At 61.5% G+C, this 239-nt stretch carries 1 protein-coding gene; it reads right to left on the bottom strand.

Annotated features, from left to right (window positions below; translation table 11 throughout):
- Positions 1-239 (bottom strand): hypothetical protein (locus tag AC0L3B_RS40235; RefSeq protein ID WP_473383611.1); only part of this gene is annotated, 239 nt, incomplete at both ends.

Genomic DNA, 239 nt, shown 5'->3' with positions numbered 1-239 from the left:
CCTTGCGCGACACCACGGCACCGCTGGCGGTTTTCTCGTTGAAGTCATCGTATTGCGCATCCACCCAGGCGAAGTTTCCCTCAGCCAGCAGTCTGGGGGTTATGCGCAGCGAACTGGCAAGTTCGACTACCTGGATCGTCTTGGCGCCGCCACGCTTGCTGCTTACAGGATCGAGCGCAAGGATTTCGCCGTGACCGACCCACAGGATCCGACCCGCAGCATTCCCGTGGGTGCGCAGT

The organism is Bradyrhizobium sp. Kon56, from assembly GCF_055807635.1.
Note: the sequence above shows the minus strand (reverse complement) of the source record. Positions and strands in the feature narration are given on the sequence as shown.